Source organism: Streptomyces sp. NPDC055955 (assembly GCF_042270245.1).
Taxonomy (GTDB): domain Bacteria; phylum Actinomycetota; class Actinomycetes; order Streptomycetales; family Streptomycetaceae; genus Streptomyces.
In genome coordinates this window covers 280055-304398 of sequence record NZ_JBHJYS010000002.1, presented here as the reverse complement: position 1 = coordinate 304398, position 24344 = coordinate 280055, and the positions used below count along the sequence as shown (strand labels likewise).

Below are 24344 nucleotides of genomic sequence, written 5' to 3'. Positions count from 1 at the left end.
GGGTGTTGTGGCCGCCAAGTGGTCTGATAAATATTTCCGCCATCAGGTACCAGAAGTCGCTCGATCTCGCTCGATGAGGAGCCGTCAGATGGCCGGCAGAACAGTGCGCAAGCGGAACAGGTCGCGGATCGTCGGCGCGGCGGCGGTCGCCGCTTGCGCCGCCCTGGTGCTCTCCGCGTGCGGCAGCACGAAGGACGACGTCGCCTCCGGCGGCAAGGGCGGCGGCGACGGAAAGGGCAAGGTCGGGGTCATCCTGCCCCTGCTCACCTCGCCGTTCTGGCAGTCGTACAACGACTACGTGCCGAAGATGGCGAAGTCCGAGAGCGTGGACGCGCTCAAGACCGTCAACTCCAACAGTGACCCCTCGCAGCAGATCACGGACATCAACAACCAGCTCAACCAGGGCGTCAAGGGCCTCGTCGTCGCGCCCCTCGACAGCGCCGCGATCTCCGCCGGCCTCGACCAGGCCGAGCGCAAGGGCGTCCCCGTCGTCGCCGTGGACGTCGCGCCCGAGAAGGGCAAGGTCGCCATGGTCGTACGCGCCAACAACGTCGCGTACGGCGAGAAGGCCTGCGAGTACCTCGGCCAGCAGGTCAAGACGGGCAAGGTCGTCCAGATCATGGGCGACCTCGCCTCCGTCAACGGCCGCGAGCGCTCGCAGGCCTTCCGCGACTGCGTCAAGAAGAAGTACCCGGACCTCAAGGTCCTGGAGATCCCCGCCAAGTGGGAGTCCGACACCGCCGCGTCCAAGCTGGACACCCTCCTCAACGCCAACCCCGACATCAAGGGCATCTACATGCAGGCGGGCGGCGTCTACCTCGCGCCCACCCTGCAGACCCTCAAGTCCAAGGGCCTGCTGAAGAAGACCGGCGAGAAGGGCCACATCACGATCGTCTCGAACGACGGCATCCCGCAGGAGTTCGCCGCCATCCGCAAGGGCCAGATCGACGCGACCGTCTCCCAGCCCGCCGACGCCTACGCCAAGTACGGCATGTACTACATCAAGGCGGCGATGCAGGGGAAGACGTTCAAGCCCGGTCCCACCGACCACGACTCGGAGATCGTCAAGCTGCCCAGCGGCATCCTCGAGGACCAGCTGCCCGCGCCGCTCGTCACCAAGGACAACGTCGACGACCCGAAGCTCTGGGGAAACACGGTCAAATGAGCACCTCGACGACAACCACGCCGGCGGTCAGGCCGCTGGTCGAGGCGTCGGGCATCGCCAAGCGGTACGGTCCCACGGTCGCCCTGCAGGACGGTCGCCTGACCGTCCTGCCCGGCGAGTCCCACGCCCTCGTGGGCCGCAACGGCGCCGGCAAGTCCACCCTGGTCACGGTTCTCACCGGCCTCCAGGCACCGGACGCCGGCACCCTCCTGTTCGACGGCGAGCCCGCGCCCCCGCTCAGCGACCGCGACGCCTGGCGCGCCAAGGTCGCCTGCGTCTACCAGAAGCCGACCGTCGTACCCGAACTCACCGTCGCCGAGAACCTCTTCATCAACCGGCAGCCCGGCAGCCGCCGCGGCTTCTTCTCCTGGCGCAAGCTCCAGGAGGAGGCCGCGCAGGTCCTCGACACCTGGGACATCCACGTAGACCCCGACGCCAGGACCGCCGAGCTCAAGGTCGAGGACCGCCAAATGGTGGAGATCGCCCGGGCGTTGAGCGGCGGCGCCCGCTTCATCGTCCTCGACGAGCCCACCGCGCAGCTCGACAACCGGGAGATCGAGCGCCTCTTCACGCGCATGCGGGCCCTCCAGGAATCCGGCGTCACGTTCCTGTTCATCTCGCACCACCTCCAGGAGGTGTACGAGGTCTGCCAGACGGTCACCGTGCTGCGCGACGCCCGCTGGATCACCACGGCACCCGTCGCGGAACTTCCGCGCGCCGCCCTGGTGGAGGCGATGGCCGGCGAGGTCATCGCGGAGGAACGCGCGGCCGCCCGCGCCGCCGTGGAACACGAGCCCGACGCCACCGTCCTCCTCGACGCGCGCGGCCTCACCTCGGAGGCCTACCACGACGTCGACCTGACCATCCGCAGCGGCGAGGTCGTCGGACTCGCCGGATCCAGCGGCAGCGGCAAGATCCAGCTCGCCGAGGCGTTCGCCGGACTGCACACGCCGACCGCCGGAACGGCCCGACTCGACGGCAGCAAGCTGCCGTTCGGCGATGTCGGCGCCGCCCTCGCCGCCGGCGTCGGCTGCGTGCCGCGCGACCGGCACGACCAAGGACTCGTCACCGGCATGACCATCGGCGACAACGCCACCATGAGCGTCCTGGGGCGCCTGGGCCGCCACGGCTTCGTCGGCACCGACCGCAAGCGCCGCTTCGCCGCCGACCTGATCGACCGCCTCGACATCCACGCGGAGGGCCCCGACCAGCCCGTGTCCGACCTCTCCGGCGGCAACGCCCAGAAGGTCGTCATGGCCCGCGCCCTCGCCTCCGACCCCCGCCTCCTCGTCCTCATCAACCCCACCGCGGGCGTCGACGTGAAGTCCAAGGAGTCCCTGCTGTCCCGCATGGACAGCGCACGCGAGGACGGCACCGCGGTCCTCGTCGTCTCCGACGAGCTCGACGACCTGCGCCGCTGCGACCGGGTCCTCGTCCTCTTCCACGGGAAGGTCGTCGCCGAGCACGCGGCCGGCTGGAACGACCACGAGCTGATCGCCTCCATCGAAGGAGTGGACCATGGCTGACACCAAGGCCCCGTCGGCCTCACCAGCCACCCCCGTACGGCTGCCCGGCAAGGGCTCCGCGAAGAACGTCCTGCTGCGCCGGGCACGCGAACTCGCCCTCGTGCCAGCCCTGTTGCTACTCATGGTTCTCGGAGCGGTCGTCAACGACTCGTTCCTCACCGAACGCAACCTGATCTCCATCCTCGGCGCGTCCGCCGCCCTCGCGATGGTCGTCCTCGCCGAGTCGCTCGTCCTGATCACGGGCAAGTTCGACCTGTCCCTGGAGTCGGTGGTCGGCATCGCGCCCGCCGTCGGCGCCCTGCTCGTCCTGCCGGTCTCCCAGTCCGGATTCGGCACCGAGTTCCCGACCGTGCTCGCCCTGCTCGCGATCCTCGTCGTGGGCGCGGCGATCGGGGCCTTCAACGGCATCCTCGTTGTGAAGTTCAAGCTCAACGCCTTCATCGTGACGCTGGCGATGCTGATCGTCCTGCGCGGACTGCTCGTCGGCGCGACCAAGGGCAAGACGCTGTTCGGGATGCCCGACGCGTTCTTCTCCCTCGCCACCACGACGTTCCTGCGCATCCCGATGTCCGTATGGCTGGCCGCCGTCGCCTTCGGCGTGGTGGGCCTCATCCTGAAGTACCACCGGATCGGCCGCGCCCTGTACGCGATCGGCGGCAACGCCGACGCCGCACGCGCGGCGGGAATCCGCGTCGAGCGCGTGATGCTCGGCGTGTTCGTCGTCGCGGGCGTCCTCGCCTCGGTCGGCGGGATCATGCAGACCGGCTACGTCGGCGCGATCAGCGCCAACCAGGGCAACAACATGATCTTCACCGTGTTCGCGGCGGCGGTCATCGGCGGCATCAGCCTCGACGGCGGCAAGGGCACCATGTTCGGCGCGCTCACCGGCGTCCTGCTGCTCGGTGTCGTCCAGAACCTGCTGACCCTCGCCCAGGTTCCGTCGTTCTGGATCCAGGCCATCTACGGCGGCATCATCCTCCTCGCCCTGATGATCGCCCGTGTGACGACCGGCCGCGCCCAGGACTGACCCCCCGCCTCAGCAAGAAAGGCCACCCGTGTCTCCAACTGCCGCCCGAATCACCGCGGTCGACACCTACGACATCCGGTTCCCCACCTCAAGGGAGCTGGACGGATCCGACGCCATGAACCCGGACCCCGACTACTCCGCCGCCTACGTCGTGCTCCGCACCGACGCCGCCGACGGAGTCGAGGGACACGGATTCACGTTCACCATCGGTCGTGGCAACGATGTCCAGGTCGCCGCGATCGACGCCCTGCGGCACCATGTCGTCGGCCGGGAGACCGACGAACTGTGCGCCGACCCGGGGACGTTGAACCGTGACCTGATCGGCGACAGCCAGCTCCGCTGGCTCGGCCCCGAGAAGGGCGTGATGCACATGGCGATCGGTGCCGTCGTCAACGCCGTGTGGGACCTGGCGGCCAAGCGCGCCCGCAAACCACTGTGGCAGTTCCTGGCCGACGCGACGCCCGAGTGGCTCGTCTCGCAGATCGACTTCCGCTACATCGCCGACGCGCTCACCCCCGACGACGCCCTCGCGCTCCTCAGATCGGGCCGTGAGGGCGCGGCGGAGCGCGAGAGCGCCCTGCGCGAGCGCGGCTTCCCCGGCTACACCACCTCACCCGGCTGGCTCGGCTACTCCGACGAGAAGCTCGGCCGACTCGCTCGGCAGGCCGTCGCCGACGGCTTTCGGCAGATCAAGCTGAAGGTCGGCGCGGACCTCGCCGACGACATCCGGCGCTGCCGCACCGCCCGCTCGGTGATCGGCCCGGACATCCGCATGGCGATCGACGCCAACCAGCGCTGGAACGTCGGCGAGGCCATCGAGTGGACCAAGGCGCTCGCCGAGTTCGACCCGTACTGGGTGGAGGAGCCCACCAGCCCCGACGACGTCCTCGGCCACGCCGCGATCCGCAGGGCCGTAGCGCCCGTGAAGGTCGCCACCGGCGAGCACGTCCAGAACCGCATCATCTTCAAGCAGCTCCTCCAGGCCGGCGCCATCGACATCCTGCAGATCGACGCGGCCCGCGTCGGCGGCGTCAACGAGAACCTCGCCATCCTGCTGCTCGCCGCGAAGTTCGGGGTCCCCGTCTGCCCGCACGCGGGCGGCGTCGGCCTGTGCGAACTCGTCCAGCACCTCTCGATGTTCGACTACGTCGCCGTCGCGGGCACCACGCAGGACCGCGTGATCGAGTACGTCGACCATCTGCACGGCCACTTCATCGACCCCGTCGTGATGCGCGACGGCCACTACACGGCGCCCACCGCGCCCGGCTTCTCCGCCGCGATGCGACCCGAGTCCATCGCGCAGTACACCTACCCCGACGGCTCCTTCTGGGCCGCCGACCTCGCCCGGCAGGGCGCCACCGACCAGAAGGGTGCAGCGGCATGACCGACGCCAGCGACGTGCAGGACTTCGCGGGGCTCAAGGCCCTCGTCACCGGCGGAGCGTCCGGGATCGGCCGGGCCACCGCCGAACTCCTCGCCGCCCGCGGCGCGAGCGTCGCCGTGCTCGACCTCGACCCGGGCAGCGTCGACAAGCCGCTGCGCGGCTACACCGCCGACGTCAGCGACGACGCCTCCGTCCGCGCCGCCGTGGCCGCCGCCGTGGCGGACCTCGGCGGCCTCGACGTCCTCGTCAACAACGCGGGCATCGGCGCCCAGGGCACCGTCGAGGACAACGACGACGACCAGTGGCACCGCGTCCTCGACGTCAACGTCCTCGGCATCGTCCGCACCACACGCGCCGCCCTGCCCCACCTGAGGGACTCCGCGAACGCGGCGATCGTCAACACCTGCTCCATCGCCGCGACGGCCGGCCTCCCGCAGCGCGCCCTGTACTCGGCGTCGAAGGGCGCCGTGCACTCCCTGACGCTCGCCATGGCCGCCGACCACGTCCGCGAAGGGATACGGGTCAACTGCGTCAACCCGGGGACCGTGGACACCCCATGGGTCGGCCGGCTGCTGTCCGCCGCCGCAGACCCGGCCGCCGAGCGCGCGGCCCTCGCATCCCGTCAGCCCACGGGCCGCCTCGTCACCGCGGTCGAAGTCGCGGGCGCCGTCGCGTACTTGGCGAGCCCACTGTCCGGCGCCACCACGGGCACCGCCCTGGCCGTCGACGGCGGGATGCAGGGACTGCGGCTGCGCCCCGCGGGCCAGTGAGCGCCATGCGTACCCGCACCCTGGGCCGAAGCGGCGTCGACGTCACCGAGCTGTCCTTCGGCGCCGCCGGCATCGGCAACCTGTACACGCCCGTCACCGACGAACAGGCCCGGGCCGCCGTCGACGCGGCCTGGGACGCGGGCATCCGCTACTTCGACACGGCACCCCACTACGGCATCGGCCTGTCCGAGCGGCGCCTCGGCGAGGCACTCGCGGCCCGGGACCGGTCGGCGTACACCGTCTCCACCAAGGCGGGACGCCTCCTCGTACCGGCCGGGGAGAGCGGGGGCGACGACCTGGAGAACGGGTTCGCCGTGCCCGCCACACACCGCCGGGTCTGGGACTTCAGCGCGGACGGGGTGCGCCGCTCCCTGGAGGACAGCCTGACGCGGCTGGGCCTCGACCGCGTCGACGTCGTCCACCTGCACGACCCGGACGACCACGGCGAGCAGGCGTTCCGCGAGGCCTACCCGGCGCTCGAGCGACTGCGCGCCGAGGGCGTCGTCGGGGCGATCGGCGCCGGGATGAACCAGGCGGCGATGCTCACCCGGTTCGTCCGTGACACTGACGTGGACGCCGTCCTGTGCGCGGGCCGCTACACCCTGCTCGACCAAGGGGCGCTGACGGAACTGCTGCCCGAGGCACAGGCGCGCGGCACGTCGGTCGTCGTCGGCGGCGTGTTCAACTCCGGCCTCCTCGCCGACCCGCGGCCCGGCGCGACGTACGACTACGCGGCGGCACCCCGCGAAGTCCTCGACCGGGCCTACCGGTTGAAGGGCATGGCGCAGCGACACGGCATCACCCTGCGGGCGGCCGCCCTCGCCTTCCCCTTCGGGCACCCGGCGGTGGCTAGCGTGCTGGTCGGCACCCGTTCGCCGCACGAAGTCCACGACGCCGCACGGCAGTTCGGCGTCACCGTGCCGACCGCGTTCTGGAAGGACGCCCGCGCCGCGGGACTCCTTGCCGACGACGTCCCCGTACCCGGAGAGGAGCACGCATGAGAATCGCCCTGCACACCAAGGTCCGCGCCGACCGCGTCGAGGCGTACGAGGCCGCCCATCGCGAGGTCCCGGACGAACTGCGAAACGCCATCCGCGCGGCCGGTGCCACGTCATGGACCATATGGCGCAGCGGGACCGACCTGTTCCACGTCCTGGAGTGCGAGGACTACGCCCGCATGCTCGCCGAGCTGGACAAGCTGCCGGTGAACATCGCCTGGCAGGCCCGCATGGCCGAACTCCTCGACGTCGTCCACGACTACTCGGCCGACGGCGCCGACGCGGGCCTGCCCGTCGTCTGGGAGCTGTGATGCCCGCGATCGTCGACGCGCACCACCACGTCTGGGACCTCTCCGTGCGCGACCAGGACTGGATCACCGGCGAGCAACTCGCCCCGATCCACCGGAACTTCACGCTGGACGACCTGACCCCCCTGGCGCGCAAGTCCGGTGTCACGGCCACCGTCCTCGTACAGACCGTCACCGTCGAGGAGGAGACCCCGGAGTTCCTCGCCCTCGCGCACGACAGCGAACTCGTGGCCGCAGTGGTCGGCTGGGCCGACCTCACGCGCCCGGACATCGACGACGCCCTTGCCCGGCTCGCCGCACTCCCGGGCGGGCGACACCTGAAGGGCATCCGCCACCAGGTCCAGGGCGAACCCGACCCCGAGTGGCTCCTGCGGCCCGACGTGCGCCGGGGCCTCGAGGCCGTCGCCGACGCCGGCCTGGTCTACGACCTCGTGGTCCTGCCGCACCAGCTCCCCGCCTGCGCCGCGGCGGCCGCCGCTCTGCCCGGCCTCACCTTCGTCCTCGACCACTGCGGCAAGCCGCCCATCGCGTCGGGCGCGACCGAGCCCTGGGCCGACGACGTGCGCGCGCTGGCGGCCCTCCCCAACACGGTCTGCAAACTCTCCGGCCTGGTCACCGAGGCCGACTGGGCGACCTGGACGCCGGGGGCGCTGCGGCCGTACGCCGACACGGTCCTGGAGGCGTTCGGTCCCGACCGTCTCATGTTCGGCTCGGACTGGCCGGTGTGCAGCCTCGCCGCGACCTACGAACAGGTCATGGAAGCGGCGAAGGAATTGACCGGGTCGCTGACGGCTGCGGAGCGTGACGCGGTCTTCGGCGGTACGGCGACCCGCGTCTACGGACTCTGAATCCGGGAGCCGGCGAGCCGCGTCGGCCCCAGGAACTGGCGTACGTACGTCCGCTCCCAGCAGGCTCCCGTCGCCCGCAACTCGCGCCACGTGGTGAAGCGATAGCGGTAGAGCCGGGCCCGGACGTACAAGGGCGGGGCATCGGCGGGGAAGGGGGAGCGGCGCAGGAGCCGCAGCGTGTCACGGTCGCCGGTCAGGAGGCGCTCCACCAGGCCTCCGAACCAGGACTCCGCGTACATGGGGGAGAGCGCCGCGAACCACATCAGCCAGTCGAGCCGCAGATGGTAGGGGGCGAACTGGCGTGGCCAGTGCCGCGGATCGCCCGGTTTGCCCCTGAACTCGTAGACCAGCCAGAGAGAGTCCTCGCGCGGCACCGGGTCGGCCGTGCCCTCGATGACGATCTCGTGCCGGATGCGCCCGACGGATCCGAAGGCGCCGTACGCGTTGACGAGGTGCAGGGAATCGTAGGTGCGGTTCATGGACTGGCGCCGGGTCAGCAGGTTGCGTGCCGGGTGGTAGCTGAGCGCGACGACGAGTGCGGTGAGGGCGATGACGACGCACTCGTACCAGAGCGGGGCGGCGGCCGGGTGCGGCGGCTCGCGCAGGAGGGAGAAGTCCACCGCTGTCACGGCGAGCAGGATCGTCAGCCAGTTCAGCCACGAGAAGTTGCCCGACAGGACGAGCCACAGCTGGGTGAGGATCATCAGGCAGGCGGCGACCGTCGCGATGGGCTGCGGGGTGAACAGGAGCACGGGCACGACGAGTTGGGTCACGTGGTTGGCCCCGGCCTCGACGCGGTGCAGGGGGCGCGGAAGCCGGTGGAAGAACCAGCTCAGCGGCCCCGGCATCGGCTGTGTCTCATGGTGGTAGTAGAGGCACGTCAGCTTCCGCCAGCACTCGTCGCCGCGCATCTTGATCATGCCCGCCCCGAATTCGACGCGGAAGAGGACCCAGCGCAGGAGCAGCAGTACGAGCAGCGGTGGGGCCACCCGTTCGTTGCCGAGGAAGACGGCGAGGAAGCCGACCTCCAGCAGGAGTGACTCCCAGCCGAACGCGTACCAGGTCTGCCCGACGTTCACGATCGACAGATAGAGCACCCATGGCACCACCCACAGCGCCATGGCCGCTCCCAGGGGCACCCGGTCGGCGAGGCCCGCGACGAGCGCGGCCGACACCGCGGCCCCGCCCCAGGCGACACCCGCGAAGAACCGGTCCGAGTAGTACGCCCTGAACAGCGTCGGCGCCTGTCGCCACGGCATCCGTGCCAGATAGCGCGGAATGGGCAGCATCCCGCGCTCGCCGATCAGCGCCCGGAACTGCAGAGCCGCCCCGACGAAGGCCACGAGGTACAGCGCCGCCAGACCGCGCTGGAAGATCAGGCGGCCGAGCCAGTACCCGGGCGAGCTGAACCACTCCACCCCTCCAGTGTGACGGAGGGTGAGCGCAATGCGCGTGCGGGACGGTATTGCGCTTGCGAGATGCCCGATTTCTCCGCAAACAATGAGGCAAAGTGCCCATCTGCAGGCGGGAGAACACGGTGCGCTCAGTCACCAGGACCTTCGTCACTGCCTCTGCGATGTCCGCCGTGCTCCTGATCGCCGGATGCTCGGGGGGCAACGGCAACAGCGCGTCGGAGGGCAAGGGGGAGCTGTTCCTCCAGCCCGTGGCCGAGACGGGTCCCGACCCGTTCACCGACTCCACCGCCCAGACCACCGAGACCCCCGCACCCGTCACCCGAACGCCGCAGCCGCCGTCCCCGACCGGCACCGCCACCGCGGGTACGCAGGGCATGCACTCCGTCGACGGCGCGACCCCGGGCCTCTACGGCGGCACGCGGTCCGCCGGAAGCTGCGACGTAGAGAAGCAGGTCACCTACCTCACCTCGGACCAGGCCAAGGAACGCGCCTTCGCCGACGCCGAAGGCATCTCCACTGCTTCCGTCCCCGGCTTCCTGCGCGGTCTCACGCCCGTCGTCCTGCGCACCGACACCCGCGTCACCAACCACGGCTACCGCTCCGGGGAGGCGACGAGCTACCAGTCGGTGCTCCAGGCCGGAACCGCCGTCCTCGTCGACGACCGGGGGATGCCCCGGGTGCGGTGTGCGTGCGGCAACCCGCTGGGCCCGCCCGTCGCGTTCAAGGGGACGCCGAACACCCAGGGAGAGCAGTGGTCCGGCTACCGGCCCACGGAGGTCGTGGTCGTCACGCCGGCCCCGCAGGTCATCAAGAACATCGTCATCGTGAACATCACCGACAACACCTGGATCGAGCGGAAGGTCGGTGACGACGGGCAGCACGACAAGCGCGTACCGCCGCCCCCGATGCCGAAGCCCCAGCCCTCCGGGAGCACCACGTCGCCCCCGCAGTCGTCCACGTCGCCGAGCTCGAGCAGCAGCACGAGCAGCACCGGCCCGTCGGAGTCCTCCGGCAGCGCCAGCCCCGCGCCGTCGCAGCCGCCCTCCTCACAGGAGTCGGCACCGGCCTCCGAGCCCGCCGGTCCGCCGACCACCGCGCCCGGCGGCACCGACACCGGCGCCCCCACACAGGCGCCTCCCAGCGACGGCTCCAGCGACCTCGGCCCGGACACCGTCCCCGACAGCCCCGACCAGCCCGACGGCAACGGCCTCATCCCCGACGTGCCGGCCGCCACCAACGTCATCGCCGGCTGACGGGCCCTCTCCCGGCGAAGCGCGCCGGTGGCGGCCGCGCAGGCGGCCACCGGCGCGCTCCCGGATGCTCCGAGGACGGCCGAGGCGCGCCCGAGCCCGTGCGGAGTACGCACTGCCCCGCATGCGAGTGATTCCCGCTGCGCCTAGCGTGGCCCCATGGAAGCCGCTGGTACGGGGGGCGGGGAGCCGATCGACTGCACGCACTGCGGCAGGGCGACAGGGGGCGCCGCCTGCTGCTTCCTCGCCGAGTTCGGGGACCACCTGGGCATCGGCAGCTTCGACTGGGACCTCGACACCGGCCTGATGCACATGGACGCCAAGGCCCACGAGATCTTCGACGTGCGCCCCGACGAGTACGACGGGCGCCCCGAGTCGCTCGACATCCGCATCCCCCCGACCGAGGCCACCCGCCTCGACGAAATCGTCTCCACGGCCCTCAAGGGCAGCGACGAGAACTACGGCGCCTACTTCCGGATCAAATGCCGCGACGGCAGGATGCGCTGGACCCACACCCAGGGCTACGTCAGGCGCGACGACACCGGCCGCCCGCGCCGCATCGTCGGCATCGTCCGCGACGCCACCCAGGAACTCGGCGACAGCACGGCCCGCCGCGAACAGGACGCCCTGCGCCGCCGCCAGACCAGCGTCGTCCAGGGCACCACCGCCGCCCTGGCGCACGCCCGCACCGTCCAGGACGTCATCGACGTCCTCAAGGACAGTCACGGCCTGCAGCACCTCGGCGCGACCAGCCTCGTCATGGGCCTCGTCAAGGCGGGCCGCATCCACCTGGTCGCCGACGGCCCCGAGGGCAGCTTCGTGCCCGGCACCAAGGTCACGCGGATCGACGAGCCCTACCCCATGGGCGACGTCGTGCGCACCCTCAATCCCCGCTTCATCGATTCCCCCGGCGACTTCGCCCGGTCCTACCCGCTGCTGTGGCCGCACATCACCCAGCTCGAGATCACGGCCGCGGCGTACCTGCCGCTCATCGCCCAGGCCCGCCCCATCGGTGCGCTCGGCCTGCTCTACACCGACAAACGCGGCTTCACCGAAGACGAGCGCAACGTCCTGGTCGCCCTCGGCAGCAGCATCGCCCAGAGCCTGCAGCGCGCGATGTTCTACGAGCAGGAGAAGGACCTCGCCCAGGGACTCCAGCAGGCCATGCTGCCCCGCACCATCCCCGCCGTCTCCGGGGCCGACATCGCCGTCCGCTACCGCTCGGCCGCCCTCGGTCGCGACATCGGAGGCGACTGGTACGACGTGATCCCGCTGCCCGGCGGCCGCGTCGGCGCCGTCATCGGCGACGTCCAGGGACACGACACCCACGCCGCCGCCGTCATGGGACAGCTGCGCATCGTGCTGCGCGCGTACGCCGCCGAGGGCCACACGCCCGCCACCGTCATGGCCCGCGCCTCCGTCTTCCTCCACGAACTCGACACCGAGCGGTTCGCGACCTGCCTGTACGCGGAGGCCGACCTGTCGACCGGGGTCGTCCAGCTCGTGCGCGCCGGACACCTGGACCCGCTGCTGCGCCTCACCGACGGGACCTGCCGCAGACTGCCCGTCGACGGCGGCCTGCCGCTCGGCCTCTCCGCCGAGTTCGGCCGGCTCGAATACCCGGTCGGGACGGTCGAACTCGACCCCGGCCAGGCGCTGGTCCTGTGCACCGACGGCCTGGTCGAGCAGCCCGGCACCGACCTCGACGACGGACTGCAGGCCCTCACGGCCCTCGTCGGCACCGGCCCCCACGACCTGGGAGACCTCGGCGACCTGCTGTGCGAGAGCGTCGACGAACGCGGCGGCGACGACGACGTCGCCCTGCTCCTGCTGCGCCGCCGCGGCATCGGCGCGCCCCAGTCCGGCGGCCGCCTCCAGCAGCACGTCGCGCCGAACGACCCCGAGGCCCTGAGAGAGGCCCGGCACATGATCAGGGCCGCCGTCCGGGCCTGGGGCGCGGGCGGGCGGGCGGACGAGATCGAGCTCGTCGCCGACGAGATGATCACCAACGCGCTGATGCACACCGACGGCCCCGCGATCGTCACCCTCCGCGTGATCACCGCGTCCGACCGCAGGCTGCGCGTGGACGTCGAGGACACCTCCAGCGCGCTCCCGCGCCGGCGCGAGGCGGGCGAGGAGGGTGTCTCCGGGCGCGGCCTGCTCCTCGTGGACCGGCTCGCGGACGTGTGGGGCGTGGAGGCGCGGGGGAGCGGCAAGTGCGTGTGGTGCGAGTTCGTGGTGCCGGCCAGGGACTGACCTCAGACGCGGTGGCGGCTCACCTGGCGCTGTCGGTGCCCGGTGGCACTCTGGACGTATGCCGGAACTTCCCGAGGTCGAAGCGCTGACGGACTTCCTCACCGAGCATCTGGTGGGGCACGAGATCGTCCGCGTCCTGCCCGTCGCCGTGAGCGTCCTGAAGACGTACGACCCGCCGCCCGCCGCCCTGGAGGGCCGCACGGTCACGGGCGTGACGCGGCACGGCAAGTTCCTCGACCTCGACGCGGACGGACTGCACCTCGTCACGCACCTCGCCCGCGCGGGCTGGCTCCACTGGAAGGACCGGCTCCCCGACGGGCTGCCGCGCCCCGGCAAAGGACCGCTCGCCCTGCGTGTCGCCCTGGAGGACGGGGAGGGCTTCGACCTCACCGAGGCGGGCACCCAGAAGAGCCTCGCGGTGTACGTCGTCCACGACCCGGCCGAGGTCCCCGGCATCGCGAGACTCGGCCCCGACCCGCTCGCCGACGGCTTCGACGAGGCGCGTCTGGCGGCCCTCCTGAACGGCGAGCGTCGGCAGATCAAGGGGGCGCTTCGCGACCAGAGCCTCATCGCGGGCATCGGGAACGCTTACAGCGACGAGATCCTGCACGCCGCGAAGATGTCCCCCTTCAAGCTCGCGTCGAGCCTGACCGCCGACGACGTGTCCGTCCTGTACAAGGCCCTGCGCGACACGCTGACCGAGGCCGTCGAGCGCTCCCGCGGCGTCGCGGCCGGGCGGCTCAAGGCCGAGAAGAAGAGCGGGCTGCGGGTACACGGCAGAGCGGGCGAGAAGTGCCCGGTGTGCGGCGACACGATCCGTGAGGTCTCCTTCCACGACTCGTCGCTCCAGTACTGCGCGACCTGTCAGACGGGCGGCAAGCCGCTCGCGGACCGCAGGATGTCGAAGCTCCTGAAGTGACCGCCCGTGGGGGCCGTGGCAAGTCGCTCACCAGGAATGGGGTTTCATCGCATAGGGATGGTCACCAGACGCGTTCCGTCCGTGGTCCGCACCTCGAAGCGGGCGATCTCCTGCGGACGGAGCGCCACCGCGCTCTGTGTCGTGGTCGCCGTGGCGTCATGGGCCCGCGCGGCCCACGTCGTCACCGTCTGCCGTGAACCGTCCTTGCCGACGGCCACCAGCTCGCACACACGGGGACCACCCGCGTCACGGACCTCGATCCCCACCGCGGTGCCCCACTCGCGGCCGGACGCCGTCACCGACGCCGAGACCCCGCTCCGCGCGTCCCGTGCGTCCAGGCGCACGGCGCCGTCGCCGGATCCGCCCAGGACCACGACACCCGGCCCCGCCACGGCGAGCACGACCGCCGCCGCGGTCGCGCACAGCCACCGCCTGCGCCCCGCCCGGCGCACCCGCTCCATCCGCGAGAGCAGTCCGTCCAGGAGCAGGGGACCCGCCTCGGCCACGGTCTCCACGGCGGGCGGCGTCGCCCGCGCGTACAGCGCGAGCGCCGCCGTGGTGGACCCGAATTCACCGACCCGCGCCACGCACCGGGGACACTGCCCGAGATGGTCCTCGAAGCGGAACCGGTCCGCCTCGTCGAGGACGCCCAGCGCGTAGGCGCCGACGTCGCGATGCCGATCCAGGGACCTCATGCCGTTCCTCGCGTCGTACGTGTCTGACCTCTGACCGGACGGTGTGTGCCGCTCGCCCTCCCGTACGCAACCGGCCGCCGAATCACTCAAGTCCCACCAGGATTGGCCACCACGGGACAACCACCTACACTCCAGCCGCATGCTGCGCGTACTGGCCGTCGACGACGAGGAACCCGCACTCGCCGAGCTGCTCTACCTGTTGCGGGCCGACCCACGGGTGCGCGCCGCCGAGGGAGCCACCGACGCGAACGAGGCACTGCGCCGCATCGGCCGCGCCCTCGACGCGGGAGGCGACGACGCCAACGCCATCGACGTGCTCTTCCTCGACATCCAGATGGCCGGGCTCACGGGCCTCGACGTGGCGCGGCTCCTCGCCGGGTTCGCCAAGCCGCCGATGATCGTCTTCGTCACCGCCCACGAGGACTTCGCCGTGCAGGCCTTCGACCTGAAAGCCGTCGACTACGTCCTCAAGCCCGTACGCAGGGAACGCCTCGCGGAGGCCGTGCGGCGCGTCGCCGAACAGGCCGCCGTCGCCAGGCCCGCGCTGGACCTCTCCGCCGACCGGATCCCCGTCGAACTCGGCGGTGTCACCCGCCTCGTGGCCGTCGCCGACATCGCCTACGCCGAGGCCCAGGGCGACTACGCGCGCCTGCACACCGCCGACGCCAGCCACCTCGTGCGCATACCGCTGACCACCCTGGAGGAACGCTGGCAGCCGTACGGGTTCGTCCGGATCCACCGCAGCCACCTCGTCGCCCTGCACCGCATCGACGAACTCCGCCTCGACGGAGGAGGCATGAGCGTGCGGATAGGCGACGCCGAACTCGCCGTGAGCCGCCGCCACGCGAGCCGTGTGCGCGAACTGCTCATGCGGCGCGCGGGCGGCTGACCGCAAACCGCGTGACCTGGGCCGATACCCGCCGACCCCTTCCGCTCGGCAGGAACCCCCGCCTACACTCCGGCCGTGTCCGCCAGCGCTGAGCCCGCACCCCGCCGCGAGGTCGTGACCGGCGAGCCGCGCGCGGTGCGCCGGCTGCCCGGCCACCCCACCCAGTGGGAGATCGACGAACAGACGACGCTGGGCGCGGCCTACGTCCGCTCCCTGATGCGCAGTCAACTGCGCACGGGACTCACCGCGTTCGCGGTCCTCGCGCTGCCCGTGGTGACCCTGCCCCTCTTCTTCGACGCCCTGCGCAACACCACCGTCGTCTGGATCGTCCTCGGCTTCGGCTGCTACCCGGTCCTCGTCCTCATCGCCTGGTGGTACGTACGCAGAGCCGAGCGCAACGAACGCGACTTCGCGCGCCTCGTGCACGGCCGGGCCGTGCGCGACCGCCACGGGGCGCCGTGAACGAGGCGTACGCGATATCCGCCGTGACCGTGGTCGTCCTGGCCACGGTCCTCATCGGCGGTTTCGGCCTGCGCATCTCCCGCACCACCTCCGACTTCTACGTCGCCTCACGCACCGTGGGACCCGGCCTCAACGCCGCCGCCATCAGCGGCGAGTACCTCTCCGCCGCCTCCTTCCTCGGCGTCGCCGGACTCCTGCTCGTGCACGGCCCCGACATGCTCTGGTACCCCGTGGGGTACACCGCCGGATACCTCGTCCTGCTCGTGTTCGTCGCGGCCCCGCTGCGCCGCTCCGGCGCCTACACACTGCCCGACTTCGCCGAGGGCCGCCTGGAGTCCCGCAGCGTCCGCAGGGTCGTCAGCATGCTCGTGGTCGGCGCGGGCTGGCTCTACCTCCTGCCCCAACTCCAGGGCGCGGGACTCACGTTGCAGATCCTCACGGGGGCACCGCGCTGGTTCGGCGGGGCGCTCGTCGCCGCCGTCGTCGTCCTCGCCGTCGCCGCGGGCGGCATGCGCTCCATCACCTTCGTCCAGGCCTTCCAGTACTGGCTGAAGCTGACCGCGCTGCTCGTACCCGCGTTCTTCCTGGTCCTCGCCTGGCACGGCGACGGCGGCGCCCCGCCGGCCGCGGACGGCCTGCCCTGGTCCGGCGCGGGCTCCGGGCAGCCCCTCGCCACCAGCCGCGCGGACCACCCGCTGTACGCGACGTACGGCCTGATCGTCGCCACGTTCCTCGGCACGATGGGCCTGCCCCACGTCGTTGTCCGCTTCTACACCAGCCCGAACGGCCGCGCGGCCCGCCGCACCACGGTCGCCGTGCTCGCCCTCATCGGTCTCTTCTACTGCCTGCCGCCCGTCTACGGCTGGCTCGGCAGCCTGTACGCGCCCGAGCTGAGCGCCACCCAGGACGCCGACGCCGCCGTCCTGCTCCTGCCGGGGCGGGCCGTCGGCGGGCTCGGCGGGGACCTGCTCGGCGCGCTGGTGGCGGGCGGCGCCTTCGCCGCGTTCCTGTCGACCGCCTCGGGTCTGACGATGGCCGTCGCCGGCGTGCTCAGCCAGGACGTCCTGCCGGCCCGCGGCGTACGGCACTTCCGCCTGGCGACACTCCTCGCGATGACCGTGCCGCTGGGCGGGGCGCTCCTGGTCAGCGGGGTGCCGGTGGCGGACGCCGTCGGGATGGCGTTCGCGGTGTCCGCGTCCTCGTTCTGCCCCCTGCTCGTCCTCGGGATCTGGTGGCGGCGGCTCACCCCGCCCGGCGCGCGGGCCGGACTGCTCCTCGGCGGCGGCTCCGCACTCGTCGCGGTCACCCTGACCGTCGCCGGCGTCGCGCAAGGCGGCTGGCTGCACACCCTGCTCGCCTGGCCCGCCGTGTGGTCGGTGCCGGTCGGCTTCCTCGCCATGATCCTCGTGTCGCTCGCCACCCAGGACTCCGTGCCGCCGCACACCAGCGCCACGATGACGCGACTGCACCTCCCGGAGTCGCTCAGCACACGCGGGACGATCACCACGAGCGAGCCGGGAGCCCGCCCGTGACCGCCACCGCCGTGCTCCTCGCCCTGTGCCCCCTCCTCCTCGCCGGAGGCTTCGTCCTCGGCCGGCGCACCGCGCACCCCGGCGGCCGCAGCGACGTGGGCACGCCCGTGGAGCGGGCCACCTTCGACACCCTGCACACCGCCTCGCTCGCCGCGCCGCCCCTGCGGGCCGGACTCACCGAGGAATCGGCCCGCAGATCGGCCCGCAGGCTGCGCACGCTCCTCGGCACCGACGCGCTCTGCCTCACCAACCGCACCGCCGTCCTCGCCTGGGACGGCGCGGGGGATCAGCACGGCAAGCAGGTCATGGGACATCTGGAGGGGCTGCTCACCACCGGGCGCAGCGCCGCGTTCGGCTGCGGATGCGGTGCCGTCGACTGCCCGCTGCGCTGGGCCGTGGCCGCGCCGATCGTCACCGACGGACGCGTGCTCGGCGCCCTCGTCGCCTACGCGCCCCGCGAGTCGGCCGTCCTCGCCCGGGCCGCCGACGAGGTCGCCCGCTGGATCTCCGTACAGCTGGAGCTGGCCGAACTCGACCGCTCCCGCACCCGGCTCATCGAGGCGGAGATCAAGGCGCTGCGCGCGCAGATCTCGCCGCACTTCATCTTCAACTCGCTCGCAGCCATCGCCTCGTTCGTCCGCACCGACCCCGAGCGGGCCCGTGAACTCCTCCTGGAGTTCGCCGACTTCATCCGCTACTCGTTCCGCCGGCACGGTGACTTCACCACGCTCGCCGACGAGCTGCACTCGATCGACCAGTACCTGGCCCTGGTCCGGGCCCGGTTCGGCGACCGGCTCTCGGTCACGCTCCAGATCGCGCCCGAGGTACTGCCGGTGGCGCTGCCCTTCCTGTGCCTGCAGCCCCTGGTCGAGAACGCCGTGAAACACGGCCTGGAGGGCGCCGTCACCGGCAGCCGCATCACGATCGGCGCCCGGGACGCGGGCGCCGAGGCGGAGGTCGTCATCGAGGACGACGGGGTCGGCATGGACCCGGGCGAGCTGCGCGCGATCCTGCGCGGCGAGGGCGGCACCTCGACCGGGATCGGCCTGTCGAACGTCGACGAGCGGCTCAGACAGGTGTTCGGCGACGACTACGGCCTCGTCATCGAGACCGGCACCGGCGCGGGCATGAAGATCACCGTGCGGATCCCCAAGTACCGCGCGGGCGTGCACTCCTCGGGTGTCGAGGTGGAGTAGGGGCGCAGCGGCCGCAGGGGCCTCAGAACAGATGGATCGCCAGATGGCCCAGCGGCAGCCCCAGCTGCCACGCCGGGGTCCACACCTGCGGCCCGTCGTCGTCCTGCTCGGGCAGGCGCCCGCGGCCCGGCACGGAGTCCAGATCGGGCGCGAGCAACTCCGTCTCCTCCAGCCACCGCCACGCGGCCTCGGCCAGTTCGAGGTCCGGCGAAGGTCTGTTCTCATCGCGCGCCTGCGCGGCGAGGCGCGCCATGTGCTCCCGCACCCAGTACTGCCACGGCTGGTCGTACGCGGTCAGCGACAGCCAGGTCTCCAGCTGGGACACGACCCGGATGCCGGACAGCTCGCCGTCCGTGTCCGACAGGAAGATCGTCAGTGCGAGTGCGTCGCGCCCGGCCCGGAACTCGAAGGACGTGGGCGGCATCAGATCACCGGTGCGCAGCAGCTCATCGGCGATGTACTCGGCGTACAGCCATGCCATCGGCACCGTCAGTTCGCCGCCGCCGGCGCCCGATGTGCCCTCCTTGCTCCCGTGCAACATCCCTTCCTGCCTTCCTCCGGTCCGTGCGCTTCGCCCGCCCCCGGGCCCTCGCGCCCGACGGGGCAGGGGAGGACAGCGGATTACTCAATCGAGGACCGGGGCGCCGGGCAAGGCGCTTTGCCGAGGCTTGACCTGTTGTCCGGTTTCAATGCGGGCCGGCCGTGTCGGCCTCATAGCCCGGGAGCACCCTGCGCAGCGCGCGCAGCGCATAGTACGCGCGGGACTTCACGGTACCGGGCGGGATTCCGAGCGCCGCGGCGGCCTCGGCCACGGAGGCGCCCCGGAAGTACACGTGGAGGAGCACCGCCCGGTGCTCCGGGCTGAGCGTCGCCACGGCCTCGCGGACATCGAGCGCGGCCGCCGAGCGCTCCGCGTGGTCGGCGCAGATCCGCGCGCTCTCCACGACCGCGCCGCCTATCTCCGGGGGCCGGGCGAGCCGCGCGCGCCGGGCGTCTATGGCGAGCCTGCGGCCGACGGTGAACAGCCACGGCCGCACGGACTCGTAGTCGGCGCGCAGCGCCTCCGGATGCTGCCAGGCGCGTACGAACGTCTCCTGGACCAGGTCTTCCGCCCGCTGCCGGTCGCCGTCGCACAGCCGCAGGAGGAAGGAGAGAAGCGGCCTGCCGTGCTCGCGCTGGAGCTCGGCCAGCACATGTTCTGCCGTGCGGTCGGGTCCTTCGGTCTTCATGGCGGTCGTCATGGCCGTATGGCAGCGCAGCGTGCGGCTCACGCCCAGAGCGTGGGCAGCGGTCTGCGACGGGCGGTCGATGCGGTCGGCGAGCGGTGCGGTGAACGGGGCCGACTGCCACGGGAGGTGCCGCCGTTCCGGGGACTGCGGCGGTATGGAGCCTTGACTCGACCGGATGCCCGTACGTCTATGCCTATGTCAAAAATGACCTTATGCACCGAATCGGGAGCTTGATCGATGACGCACCGCAGACGCGGCACAAGGCACACGGGGCCCACCCGGAGCGCGCATCGCGCACGGCACGCACGGCAGGGCGCGGCGGTCCTGGCCATCGCCCTGATCGCGGCGGGCGCGGGCTGCTCCGCGCCCGAGGACGGCACCCGCCGCGCGGCCCCTCACCGCACCGGCACCCCGGCGCCGTCGGCCGCCGGCGGCGCCACCGACGGGCAGCGCGGCTTCACGCTGGTCGCCTCCGGTGACGTACTGCCGCACGCGTCGATCATCAAGCAGGCGAAGACCGACGCGAGCGGCGACGGATACGACTTCGCGCCGATGCTGTCCGCCGTGAAGCCGGTCGTCTCCAAGGCGGATCTCGCGATCTGTCACATGGAGACGATCTACGGCGCCGGCGGCCACTACACCGGCGCCCCGGCCTTCAAGTCCCCGCCCGAGGTCGCCGAGGGGCTGCGCGACACGGGCTACGACGCCTGCTCCACGGCCTCGGACCACGCCCTCGACGACGGCGCCGCCGGTATCGACCGCACGCTCGACGCCATGGACGGCGTGGGCCTGCGCCACACGGGCTCGGCCCGCACCGCCGCCGAGAGCAGCAGCCCCGCGTGGCTGCGCGCCGGTGGCGCCAAGGTCGCCCACCTCGCGTACACGTACGACACCAACGGCCTCCCGCTGCCCAAAGGACGCCCGTGGGCCGTGAACATGATCGACCGTCAGAGGATCGTGAAGGACGCGCGGGCGGCCCGGAAGGCGGGCGCGGACGTGGTCGTCCTCTCCCTGAACTGGGGCACCGAGTGGCAGGAGGAGCCGGACGAGGACCAGCTGCGCCTCGGCGACGAGCTCACCGCGTCGCGCACGGGCGGCCGCCCCGACATCGACCTGATTCTCGGCACGCGCACGCACGTCCCGCAGGCGTACGAGAAGGTCAACGGCACCTGGGTGGTCTACGGCATGGGCGACCAGATCGCCGGCGAGATGGTCAACGACGAGGGCGCCCAGGACGTGCGCGGCAACGAGGGCACCATCGGCCGCTTCACCTTCGCGCCGCCCGAGCGGCCCGGCGGGCGCTGGGAGGTGCGCAAGGCCGAGTTCATCCCGCAGTGGTTCAACCTCGGCTCGCGTCGCGTGATCAACGTCAGCCAGTCCATCCACGACGGCCTCGGCCTGGCCGACGTCCGCGACCGGATCAGTGAGGCCGTCCTCAGCCGCGGTGCGGCCAAGGACGGCCTGACGATGGGCCGGTAGCGGTCAGGACTTCGGCAGCGGCTCCGTCTTCGCCAGCTCCGACCGCTTGTACGAGTAGCCGAAGTAGATGACGAGCCCGACGGCGAACCACACGGCGAACCGCACCCAGGTCTGCCACTGCAGGAAGGTGATGAGCCAGATCGAGAAGACGACCCCGAGCGCGGGCACCAGCGGCATGGCGGGCGTGCGGAACGTGCGGGGCAGGTCGGGCTGCCTGTAGCGCAGCACGATCACCGCGATGCACACCACGACGAACGCGAGCAGGATGCCGATGTTGGTCAGCTCGGCCGCCTCCCCGATCGGCAGGAAGCCGGCGATGACGGCCGACGCGCACCCGACGATCCACGTCACGCGCGTCGGCACGTGCCGGGTCGGGTGGGTCTTCGCGAACCACTTGGGCAGCAGCCCGTCGCGGCTCATCGAGAACCACACGCGGGTGACACCCAGCATGAAGGTGAACATCACCGTGAGGATGCCGATGATCGCGCCCACCGCGATGACATTGGCGAGACCGCTCAGACCCACCGACTTGAACGCCGTCGAGAAGCCGCTCTCCGGGTCGATGTGCTGATAGTTCTGCATGCCGGTCAGGACCAGGCAGGCCAGCACGTACAGGACCATCGAGATCGCGAGCGAGTAGAGGATCGCCTTCGGCATGTGGTGCTGCGCGTCCTTGGACTCCTCGGCGGCCGTCGACATGGCGTCGTACCCGAAGACCGCGAAGAAGACGGTGGCCGCGCCGGTGAACGTGCCGCTGATGCCGAACGGGAAGAACGGCGTGTAGTTGTCCGTGTCGATGTGGAAGAAGCCCACGCCGATGACGAGGAGCACCACCAGGACCTTCAGGACCACCACGACGGTCTCGAAGCGCGCCGCGTTCTTGATGCCGAGCGTCAGCAGATACGCGATGAGCAGGCACAGCAGCGCGGCGAACAGGTCGACCTTGTGGCCGTCGCCGGTGCCCGGCGCGCCCAGCATCCAGTGCGGCAGATCGAGCCCCATCTCGCCGAGCAGGAAGCTGAAGTAGCCCGAGATGCCGATGGCGACGACCGCGACGATCGCCGTGTACTCCAGGAGCAGGTCCCAGCCGATGAACCAGCCGACCAGCTCGCCGAGGACCGCGTACCCGTACGTGTAGGCGGATCCGGCCTTCGGGATGAGGCCGGCGAACTCCGCGTACGACAGCGCGGCGCACGCGCTCGCGACGCCCGCGATGAGGAACGAGACCAGGACCGAGGGCCCCGCCGTTTCGTTGGCGACCGTGCCCGCGAGGGTGAAGATGCCGGCGCCGATGATGCCGCCGACACCGATCGCGGTCAGCTGCCACAGACCGAGGGAGCGGGTGAGCTGCTGCGCGCCGCCGCCCTCCGTCTCCTCGATCCTTTCGATGGGTTTGCGGCGCAGTACGCCTTGCCCCATCCGAAGCCCTCTGAGACCGGCCATGGGATCCACCTCTTCGCGGACGGCGATCGGCTGACGGTCGATCATGATGGCCCAGTCGCGACGGCTGAGGAAGACGGCGCGCCCCGTGGAGTGTGCGGGTCGGGTGGTTACGGGACCACGGTGACGGGCCAGCGTCCGGCTTTCACCAGCCGGATCGCGACCGACCCGACGATGCGGTGTCCCGCCTGCTCGGACGCGCCGACGACCACGGCGTCCGCCTTCAGTTCGTCGGCGGCGGTCACCAGGCCGTTGTACGGGTCGCCTCGGAAGGTGTGGAACTCCCAGCGCACCTCGTATATGTCCTTCACCCGCTCCGCCGCCTCCCTGATCTCGGCGATCAGACCCTCGGCGATCTCGTCCGTGGTGTCGGCCACGGGGACGCCGAGCGCGGCGCCGGCGGCCATGACGGGCTGGATGTAGACGACGGCGAGGAGTGCGCGCTGACGGCGCGCGAGGCCTCCGGCGTAGGACGCGGCGCGCAGCGAGGAGTCGGAGCCGTCCACCCCGACCACGATCACCTTGGGGCCGTCCGTACCGCGTTCGAACTGGTGTGGCTGCTGTGCGTTCACAGCGGTGAGGCTAGCGGAAACCCCAGGTCCCGCAGGCGCTGGGGGCGAGCGAATCCGTGCCGGCCCGCCTCGGGCGTCGCTGGTCCCATCGGGTGCTTGCGCCAGGCGGCGCGGTGTTGGAATACGACCCGCCTCGGGCGCCGTGCGACGCATTGGTCATGAAACCGGACCAGAGCAATCCAGGGCGGCGGGCACTGTTCCACGGTGCGGCGCTCCTCGGCCTCGGCGCCGGCTGCACCGGCCGCGCCCCGAGCGCGCCTGCCGCGGGATCACAGGCCGCGAAGGCGACGCGGCCGTCCACGGACCGCCTCCAGCCCTTGGCCGGATACGGTCCGCCACCCGCGGTGTCCACCCGGTTGCCGGTACGGCACGAGCCGATCCTGCGGATGGACGCCCACGACGGGAGCATGGTCCTCACCTTCGACGACGGACCCGATCCGCTCTACACCCCGCACATCCTGCGGACGTTGCGTGAGCACGACGTCCGGGTCATGTTCTTCGTCTGTGGGGAACAGGTCGAGTGGAACAAGGACCTGCTGCGCGAGATGGCCGACGACGGGCACATCATCGGCAACCACACCTGGACGCACCCGCTCCTGACCAAGATGCCGTGCTCGGCTGTGCGCTCCGAGATCGGGCGGACCTGCGAGATCGTCGACGACACGATCGGCGAGTCGCCCGCCTGGTTCCGCGCGCCGTACGGCGCCTGGAACCGCAACGTGTTCCGCATCGGCGCCGACCTCGGCATGGAACCCCTCGCGTGGACCGTCGACAGCAACGACTGGGCCGAGCCGGGCACCCGCTCCATCGTCCGGGCGGTCCGGGACGGGGCGGCCCCCGGCGTGGTGGTCCTCGGCCATGACGCGGGCGGCAACCGCTCCCAGGTTGTTGCCGCCCTGCGCACCTGTCTGCCGGAACTCCTCGACTCGGGCTACCGCATCACGCTGCCCAGGCGCCCGGGAGTCTGAGCCGGGCTTTCGCCCG

The 24344-nt window shown here is 71.6% G+C and carries 23 protein-coding genes; 17 read left to right on the top strand and 6 right to left on the bottom strand.

Annotated features, from left to right (window positions below; translation table 11 throughout):
* Positions 1-88: 88 nt before the first annotated feature.
* The 8 genes from ACFC96_RS04690 to ACFC96_RS04655 are packed head-to-tail and all read left to right on the top strand — an operon-like array spanning position 89 to position 8026.
* Complete coding sequence (locus ACFC96_RS04690) at positions 89-1165, top strand: sugar ABC transporter substrate-binding protein (protein ID WP_227298884.1); 1077 nt, start codon at positions 89-91, stop codon at positions 1163-1165.
* Entirely contained in the window at positions 1162-2691 is a 1530-nt protein-coding gene (locus ACFC96_RS04685; RefSeq protein ID WP_376610209.1) for a sugar ABC transporter ATP-binding protein, read from the top strand. Before ACFC96_RS04690 ends, ACFC96_RS04685 begins: the two co-directional genes overlap by 4 nt.
* A complete protein-coding gene (locus ACFC96_RS04680; RefSeq protein ID WP_340457693.1) occupies positions 2684-3718 on the top strand; it encodes an ABC transporter permease in 1035 nt (344 codons plus the stop codon). Before ACFC96_RS04685 ends, ACFC96_RS04680 begins: the two co-directional genes overlap by 8 nt.
* 28 nt (positions 3719-3746) lie before the next feature.
* On the top strand, positions 3747-5102 hold the full coding sequence (locus tag ACFC96_RS04675; protein ID WP_376610207.1) for an L-fuconate dehydratase: 1356 nt from the start codon (positions 3747-3749) through the stop codon (positions 5100-5102).
* A 14-nt stretch (positions 5103-5116) separates the two neighbouring features.
* Positions 5117-5872, top strand: a complete 756-nt coding sequence (locus tag ACFC96_RS04670; protein WP_376610533.1) for an SDR family NAD(P)-dependent oxidoreductase — start codon at positions 5117-5119, stop codon at positions 5870-5872.
* Between the two features lie 5 nt (positions 5873-5877).
* Entirely contained in the window at positions 5878-6873 is a 996-nt protein-coding gene (locus ACFC96_RS04665) for an aldo/keto reductase (RefSeq protein ID WP_376610205.1), read from the top strand.
* A complete protein-coding gene (locus ACFC96_RS04660) occupies positions 6870-7181 on the top strand; it encodes an L-rhamnose mutarotase (protein WP_340457690.1) in 312 nt (103 codons plus the stop codon). Before ACFC96_RS04665 ends, ACFC96_RS04660 begins: the two co-directional genes overlap by 4 nt.
* The gene (locus ACFC96_RS04655; RefSeq protein ID WP_376610203.1) at positions 7181-8026 is read left to right on the top strand and encodes an amidohydrolase family protein; all 846 of its coding nucleotides are present in this window, start codon (positions 7181-7183) and stop codon (positions 8024-8026) included. Before ACFC96_RS04660 ends, ACFC96_RS04655 begins: the two co-directional genes overlap by 1 nt.
* Here the strand turns inward: ACFC96_RS04655 and ACFC96_RS04650 are convergent.
* Positions 8014-9444 (bottom strand): lipase maturation factor family protein, encoded by a 1431-nt coding sequence (locus tag ACFC96_RS04650; protein WP_376610201.1) that lies wholly within the window; start codon positions 9442-9444, stop codon positions 8014-8016. The genes ACFC96_RS04655 and ACFC96_RS04650 overlap by 13 nt on opposite strands.
* Positions 9445-9602: 158 nt before the next feature.
* Between ACFC96_RS04650 and ACFC96_RS04645 the strand changes: the two genes are divergently transcribed.
* The 3 genes from ACFC96_RS04645 (at position 9603) to ACFC96_RS04635 (ending at position 13866) form a co-directional block, all read left to right on the top strand.
* Positions 9603-10694, top strand: coding sequence for a DUF6777 domain-containing protein (locus tag ACFC96_RS04645; RefSeq protein ID WP_376610199.1), 1092 nt, complete (start codon positions 9603-9605; stop codon positions 10692-10694).
* Between the two features lie 156 nt (positions 10695-10850).
* On the top strand, positions 10851-12947 hold the full coding sequence (locus tag ACFC96_RS04640; RefSeq protein ID WP_376610197.1) for a SpoIIE family protein phosphatase: 2097 nt from the start codon (positions 10851-10853) through the stop codon (positions 12945-12947).
* Between the two features lie 58 nt (positions 12948-13005).
* A complete protein-coding gene (locus tag ACFC96_RS04635) occupies positions 13006-13866 on the top strand; it encodes an Fpg/Nei family DNA glycosylase (protein WP_376610195.1) in 861 nt (286 codons plus the stop codon).
* A gap of 44 nt (positions 13867-13910) precedes the next feature.
* On the opposite strand, the gene ACFC96_RS04630 is transcribed toward ACFC96_RS04635, so the two are convergent.
* The gene (locus tag ACFC96_RS04630) at positions 13911-14561 is read right to left on the bottom strand and encodes a zf-HC2 domain-containing protein (protein ID WP_340457681.1); all 651 of its coding nucleotides are present in this window, start codon (positions 14559-14561) and stop codon (positions 13911-13913) included.
* 139 nt (positions 14562-14700) lie between these two features.
* Here ACFC96_RS04630 and ACFC96_RS04625 point away from each other — a divergent pair, with 139 nt between their 5' ends.
* From ACFC96_RS04625 to ACFC96_RS04610, 4 genes are all read left to right on the top strand, one after another.
* Positions 14701-15450 carry a LytR/AlgR family response regulator transcription factor gene (locus tag ACFC96_RS04625; RefSeq protein WP_376254527.1) on the top strand — a complete coding sequence of 250 codons (750 nt, stop codon included), beginning with the start codon at positions 14701-14703 and terminating at the stop codon, positions 15448-15450.
* 114 nt (positions 15451-15564) lie between these two features.
* Positions 15565-15912, top strand: coding sequence for a hypothetical protein (locus ACFC96_RS04620; RefSeq protein WP_327580358.1), 348 nt, complete (start codon positions 15565-15567; stop codon positions 15910-15912).
* Positions 15909-17444 carry a cation acetate symporter gene (locus tag ACFC96_RS04615; RefSeq protein ID WP_340457679.1) on the top strand — a complete coding sequence of 512 codons (1536 nt, stop codon included), beginning with the start codon at positions 15909-15911 and terminating at the stop codon, positions 17442-17444. Before ACFC96_RS04620 ends, ACFC96_RS04615 begins: the two co-directional genes overlap by 4 nt.
* Complete coding sequence (locus tag ACFC96_RS04610; protein ID WP_376610193.1) at positions 17441-18640, top strand: sensor histidine kinase; 1200 nt, start codon at positions 17441-17443, stop codon at positions 18638-18640. Before ACFC96_RS04615 ends, ACFC96_RS04610 begins: the two co-directional genes overlap by 4 nt.
* 22 nt (positions 18641-18662) lie before the next feature.
* On the opposite strand, the gene ACFC96_RS04605 is transcribed toward ACFC96_RS04610, so the two are convergent.
* Both ACFC96_RS04605 and ACFC96_RS04600 read right to left on the bottom strand, forming a co-directional pair.
* A complete protein-coding gene (locus ACFC96_RS04605; protein WP_340457677.1) occupies positions 18663-19181 on the bottom strand; it encodes a hypothetical protein in 519 nt (172 codons plus the stop codon).
* 145 nt (positions 19182-19326) lie between these two features.
* On the bottom strand, positions 19327-19869 hold the full coding sequence (locus tag ACFC96_RS04600; protein ID WP_340457701.1) for a sigma-70 family RNA polymerase sigma factor: 543 nt from the start codon (positions 19867-19869) through the stop codon (positions 19327-19329).
* Positions 19870-20106: 237 nt separating this feature from the next.
* Between ACFC96_RS04600 and ACFC96_RS04595 the strand changes: the two genes are divergently transcribed.
* Positions 20107-21348, top strand: a complete 1242-nt coding sequence (locus ACFC96_RS04595) for a CapA family protein (RefSeq protein ID WP_376610191.1) — start codon at positions 20107-20109, stop codon at positions 21346-21348.
* A 3-nt stretch (positions 21349-21351) separates the two neighbouring features.
* Here the strand turns inward: ACFC96_RS04595 and ACFC96_RS04590 are convergent, their stop codons facing one another.
* Both ACFC96_RS04590 and ACFC96_RS04585 read right to left on the bottom strand, forming a co-directional pair.
* On the bottom strand, positions 21352-22791 hold the full coding sequence (locus tag ACFC96_RS04590; protein ID WP_340457675.1) for an amino acid permease: 1440 nt from the start codon (positions 22789-22791) through the stop codon (positions 21352-21354).
* A 107-nt stretch (positions 22792-22898) separates the two neighbouring features.
* Positions 22899-23360 (bottom strand): universal stress protein, encoded by a 462-nt coding sequence (locus tag ACFC96_RS04585; protein WP_266677896.1) that lies wholly within the window; start codon positions 23358-23360, stop codon positions 22899-22901.
* Between the two features lie 158 nt (positions 23361-23518).
* Here ACFC96_RS04585 and ACFC96_RS04580 point away from each other — a divergent pair, with 158 nt between their 5' ends.
* Positions 23519-24328 carry a polysaccharide deacetylase family protein gene (locus tag ACFC96_RS04580; protein WP_376610189.1) on the top strand — a complete coding sequence of 270 codons (810 nt, stop codon included), beginning with the start codon at positions 23519-23521 and terminating at the stop codon, positions 24326-24328.
* Positions 24329-24344 lie beyond the last annotated feature (16 nt).